This is a genomic window from Cytophaga sp. FL35, assembly GCF_014349235.1.
Lineage (GTDB): Bacteria > Bacteroidota > Bacteroidia > Flavobacteriales > Flavobacteriaceae > Euzebyella.
On sequence record NZ_JACSOH010000050.1, the window covers coordinates 1 to 5,876 of the forward strand.

Consider the following 5,876-nt stretch of genomic DNA (forward strand, 5'->3'; position numbering starts at 1 on the left):
AAAAAAACCTTGAAAAAATAGTTGCGGGGCTAGGAAATGGTGTTACATTTGCAGCCCGAAAAACAACGAAGGTTGTTGTCGGGGACGCTCATTGAAAGTTGTTTTTTTTCGGTTTTTTCCTTCGGAAAAAAAATTTCGGAAAAAGCTTGCGGGATCGAAAAACGGTCTTACATTTGCAGCCCCTTAGCGACGATTAAAAAAGTTCGCGACGGGACGTTCATTTGGAAGCTGTTCGAGTCGAAAAAATATTTTAGAAAAAAAGTTTCGAAAAATATTGCGAGTTAAAAAAACAGTTGTAAATTTGCACCCGCTTTGAGAAACAGACGCCGTAACGGTGGAAACGAAAGGGGCGGAACACAGACAAGTTCATTGACATACTGAGGAGACATAGCGAGCCGCGAAGGTCTTGAAATAAGATCGGAGCAGGCGAGCTAACCAAGAGTATTTTTGAAATAAGATAACACAGATAGAGAGACGGGGCCGGGAGGACTTATCGGCGTTGGGGCGAATATATATACGAATCAACGATGAAGAGTTTGATCCTGGCTCAGGATGAACGCTAGCGGCAGGCCTAACACATGCAAGTCGAGGGGCAGCGGGGAAAAGCTTGCTTTTCCGCCGGCGACCGGCGCACGGGTGCGCAACGCGTATACAATCTGCCCCCTACTGCGGGATAGCCCAGAGAAATTTGGATTAACACCGCATGGTACCGTATCCCCGCATGGGGTTTACGGTTAAAGGTCACGGTAGGGGATGAGTATGCGTCCCATTAGCTAGATGGCGGGGTAACGGCCCACCATGGCGACGATGGGTAGGGGCCCTGAGAGGGGGATCCCCCACACTGGTACTGAGACACGGACCAGACTCCTACGGGAGGCAGCAGTGAGGAATATTGGACAATGGGCGGGAGCCTGATCCAGCCATGCCGCGTGCGGGAAGAAGGCCCTATGGGTCGTAAACCGCTTTTATACGGGAAGAAACCACCCTACGTGTAGGGTACTGACGGTACCGTAAGAATAAGGACCGGCTAACTCCGTGCCAGCAGCCGCGGTAATACGGAGGGTCCGAGCGTTATCCGGAATCATTGGGTTTAAAGGGTCCGTAGGCGGGCCGTTAAGTCAGGGGTGAAAGTCTGCGGCTCAACCGTAGAACTGCCCTTGATACTGGCGGTCTTGAGTCGTACTGGAGTAGGCGGAATATGTAGTGTAGCGGTGAAATGCATAGATATTACATAGAACATCGATCGCGAAGGCAGCTTACTAAGTACGTACTGACGCTGATGGACGAAAGCGTGGGGAGCGAACGGGATTAGATACCCCGGTAGTCCACGCCGTAAACGATGGATACTAGCTGTCCGGTACCTTGAGTACTGGGCGGCCAAGCGAAAGTGATAAGTATCCCACCTGGGGAGTACGTTCGCAAGAATGAAACTCAAAGGAATTGACGGGGGCCCGCACAAGCGGTGGAGCATGTGGTTTAATTCGATGATACGCGAGGAACCTTACCAGGGCTTAAATGCATATTGACAGGTCTAGAGATAGATTTTCCTTCGGGCAATTTGCAAGGTGCTGCATGGTTGTCGTCAGCTCGTGCCGTGAGGTGTCAGGTTAAGTCCTATAACGAGCGCAACCCCTACCGTTAGTTGCCAGCAAGTAAAGTTGGGGACTCTAACGGGACTGCCGGTGCAAACCGCGAGGAAGGTGGGGACGACGTCAAATCATCACGGCCCTTACGTCCTGGGCTACACACGTGCTACAATGGCCGGTACAGCGGGAAGCCACTGCGCAAGCAGGCGCGGATCCACAAAACCGGTCACAGTTCGGATCGAGGTCTGCAACCCGACCTCGTGAAGCTGGAATCGCTAGTAATCGGATATCAGCCATGATCCGGTGAATACGTTCCCGGGCCTTGTACACACCGCCCGTCAAGCCATGGAAGCCGGGAGTGCCTGAAGTCCGTCACCGCAAGGAGCGGCCTAGGGCAAGATCGGTAACTAGGGCTAAGTCGTAACAAGGTAGCCGTACCGGAAGGTGCGGCTGGAACACCTCCTTTCTAGAGCTTTCCGGTCTGACCGGAAGGGCACCTTCGCCGATAGGCGCACCGACCGTGCCCCGTTCCCTAGCTGTTGTTAAAGTTTAAAAGGATCTCTTAAGGTCATGTAAATAAGTCTCCAAGGTATCAAACTATAAAATTACGGTCGCGCAAGCGGTCGTGGGACAGTCCCGTAGCTCAGCTGGTTAGAGCGCTACACTGATAATGTAGAGGTCGGCAGTTCGAGTCTGCCCGGGACTACTATCCGCAAGGGATTGCGGTGAATACGTTCATTGATCGACAAGATTGAAGGAAATTCTGGAAGTTGGGAAAGTGGTTATGTGCTAACTACTGACTGCTCATTGCTAACTACTAGTAAATGGGGGATTAGCTCAGCTGGCTAGAGCGCCTGCCTTGCACGCAGGAGGTCATCGGTTCGACTCCGATATTCTCCACGATGAATGCTTTAAAAAGCAGAATCGTAATGAAAGAAACAAAAGAAAGCTTGCTTTTTATTGTTTCAGGAATATGGTTCTTTTAATGCATTCTCAAAATTAAAGTTTGAGGAGCAACCGTAGGTTACTCCGATTACGGAGAATTTTGAAAAGGTTCATTGACATATTGGGACAGGGTACATTCTTTATAGGATGTACTTTGAAGAAAAACACACGAATTTTAAAGTAAAGAGTACGCAATAGAATAGCGAAACAAAAGGAAGGCGACAAGCTGGATAAGGGCGTATGGGGAATGCCTAGGCTCTCAGAGGCGATGAAGGACGTGATAAGCTGCGAAAAGCCGCGGGGATCGGCACATACGAATTGATCCGCGGATATCCGAATGGGGCAACCCGGCATGTTGAAGACATGTCATGCGAAAGCGAGCGAACCCGGTGAACTGAAACATCTAAGTAGCCGGAGGAGGAGAAAACAAAAGTGATTCCGGGAGTAGTGGCGAGCGAAACCGGACCAGTCCAAACCAATGTTGTTCCGGCAATATTGGGGTTGTAGGACCGCGATGTTCGAACGGCAATGAACTAGAACCCTTTGGAAAGAGGGGCCATAGACGGTGATAGCCCGGTATAGGCAAAGACCCGTAAGATAGCGGTATCCTGAGTAGCGCGGGGCACGTGAAACCCTGTGTGAATCCGGCGGGACCATCCGCCAAGACTAAATACTCCTGAGAGACCGATAGTGAACCAGTACCGTGAGGGAAAGGTGAAAAGAACCCTGAACAAGGGAGTGAAAGAGATCCTGAAACCATACGCCTACAAGCGGTCGGAGCCCCATTGGGGTGACGGCGTGCCTTTTGCATAATGAGCCTACGAGTTACTTTTACTGGCAAGGTTAAGGGTTTAAGGCCCGGAGCCGCAGCGAAAGCGAGTCTTAACAGGGCGCTTTAGTCAGTAGCAGTAGACGCGAAACCGTGCGATCTACCCATGGGCAGGTTGAAGCTGTGGTAACACATAGTGGAGGACCGAACCCGTTGACGTTGAAAAGTCTTGGGATGACCTGTGGGTAGGGGTGAAAGGCCAATCAAGCTCGGAAATAGCTCGTACTCCCCGAAATGCATTTAGGTGCAGCGTGTAGATAGTTTTATAGAGGTAGAGCTACTGATTGGATGCGGGGGCTTCACCGCCTACCAATTCCTGACAAACTCCGAATGCTATAAAATGTTTCTGCGCAGTGAGGGCATGGGTGCTAAGGTCCATGTCCGAGAGGGAAAGAACCCGGACCATCGGCTAAGGTCCCCAAATATATGCTAAGTTGACAAAACGCGGTGGAACTGCACCGACAGCCAGGATGTTGGCTTGGAAGCAGCCATTCATTTAAAGAGTGCGTAACAGCTCACTGGTCGAGCGGTTCCGCATGGATAATGATCGGGCATAAGCATATTACCGAAGCCATGGCCTTGTATTTATACAAGGGGTAGGGGAGCATTGTAGTTGCGTTGAAGGTGTACCTGCGAGGGATGCTGGAGCGGCTACAAACGAAAATGTAGGCATAAGTAACGATAATGCGGGCGAGAAACCCGCACGCCGAAAGACCAAGGTTTCCCCGGCTATGCTAATCAGCCGGGGGTCAGTCGGGACCTAACGCGGACCCGAAGGGGGAAGTGGATGGACAAGCGGTTAATATTCCGCTACCCGCACATCATTAAAAGTGACGGAGGCGAGATGTAGGTGCGTGCAGACGGAATTGCACGTTGAAGGGAGCAGTAATGCCCCGATAGTACGCCGAGGCTACGGCCAAGGCGATAATCCTGCGGATCGACTTCCAAGAAAAGCGAGATGTGCGGCCCGTACCGTAAACCGACACAGGTGGTCGGGATGAGCATTCTAAGGCGCTCGAGAGATTCATGGCTAAGGAACTAGGCAAAATAGACCCGTAACTTCGGGAGAAGGGTCGCCCCCTTATGGGGGGCCGCAGTGAAGAGGTCCAGGCGACTGTTTATCAAAAACACAGGGCTCTGCGAAATCGAGAGATGAAGTATAGGGCCTGACACCTGCCCGGTGCCGGAAGGTTAAGGGGAGATGTTATTCCTTCGGGATGAAGCATTGAACTGAAGCCCCGGTAAACGGCGGCCGTAACTATAACGGTCCTAAGGTAGCGAAATTCCTTGTCGGGTAAGTTCCGACCTGCACGAATGGTGCAACGATCTGGACACTGTCTCGGCCATGAGCTCGGTGAAATTGTAGTATCGGTGAAGATGCCGGTTACCCGCAGTGGGACGAAAAGACCCCGTGCACCTTTACTATAGCTTCGTATTGACCTTGGTCAAGCAATGTGTAGGATAGCTGGGAGGATTTGAAGGCGCATCGCCAGGTGCGTTGGATCCATTGTTGAAATACCAGCCTTTGCTTGTCCGGGGCCTAACCCTTGCAAAAGGGAACAGTGCGTGGTGGGTAGTTTGACTGGGGTGGTCGCCTCCAAAAGAGTAACGGAGGCTTCTAAAGGTGCCCTCAGTACGGTCGGCAATCGTACGTAGAGTGCAATGGCACAAGGGCGCTTGACTGTGAGACATACAGGTCGAACAGGTTGGAAACAAGAGCATAGTGATCCGGTGGTTCCGCATGGAAGGGCCATCGCTCAAAGGATAAAAGGTACGCCGGGGATAACAGGCTGATCTCCCCCAAGAGCTCACATCGACGGGGGGGTTTGGCACCTCGATGTCGGCTCGTCACATCCTGGGGCTGGAGAAGGTCCCAAGGGTTGGGCTGTTCGCCCATTAAAGTGGCACGCGAGCTGGGTTCAGAACGTCGTGAGACAGTTCGGTCTCTATCTACTGCGGGCGTTAGAAATTCGAGCGGACCTGATTCTAGTACGAGAGGACCGAGTCGGACCGACCGCTGGTGCACCGGTTGTCCCGCCAGGGGCATTGCCGGGTAGCTATGTCGGGACTGGATAAGCGCTGAAAGCATATAAGCGCGAAACCAACCGCAAGATGAGATTTCTTTAAAGGGCCGTGGGAGATGACCACGTCGATAGGCCATAGGTGGAAGTGCAGCAATGTACGTAGCCGAGTGGTACTAATTGCCCGTACGGCTTGCGCAAGATCCGTTGCCCCCTTCGGGGGGCACGGGAATCCTTTCAAAAGCGTTCGTGCCGTAAGCTTTCCTTTAAGATCCATGAACATTTTCTTCATAACTGTCCCATTATTATGTCATTATAAGGTATTTAAAACTTAGGTGGCCATGGCGGCGGGGCCCACCCCTTTCCATTCCGAACAGGGAAGTTAAGCCCGCCAGCGCCGATGGTACTGCTACACCAAGTGGGAGAGTAGGTCGCCGCCTTTCTTACGAAAGCCCCTTCACATGTTGTGAAGGGGCTTTTTTTATGGGGTATACT

The 5,876-nt window shown here is 51.9% G+C and carries 2 tRNA genes and 3 rRNA genes; all 5 read left to right on the plus strand.

The window, feature by feature from the left end:
* The first annotated feature begins 524 nt into the window (after positions 1 to 524).
* The 5 genes from BIZ36_RS20250 to rrf all read left to right on the plus strand — a co-directional run bounded on the left by BIZ36_RS20250 (position 525) and on the right by rrf (position 5,824).
* Positions 525 to 2,052, plus strand: a 16S ribosomal RNA gene (locus tag BIZ36_RS20250).
* A gap of 166 nt (positions 2,053 to 2,218) precedes the next feature.
* A tRNA-Ile gene (locus BIZ36_RS20255) sits at positions 2,219 to 2,292 on the plus strand.
* A 120-nt stretch (positions 2,293 to 2,412) separates the two neighbouring features.
* Positions 2,413 to 2,486: transfer RNA gene (locus BIZ36_RS20260), tRNA-Ala, on the plus strand.
* A gap of 263 nt (positions 2,487 to 2,749) precedes the next feature.
* Positions 2,750 to 5,582: ribosomal RNA gene (locus tag BIZ36_RS20265) — 23S ribosomal RNA — on the plus strand.
* A gap of 130 nt (positions 5,583 to 5,712) precedes the next feature.
* Positions 5,713 to 5,824, plus strand: a 5S ribosomal RNA gene (gene rrf, locus BIZ36_RS20270).
* Together the 16S, 23S and 5S rRNA genes with 2 tRNA genes alongside form the textbook arrangement of a ribosomal RNA operon.
* The last annotated feature ends 52 nt before the right edge of the window (positions 5,825 to 5,876 follow it).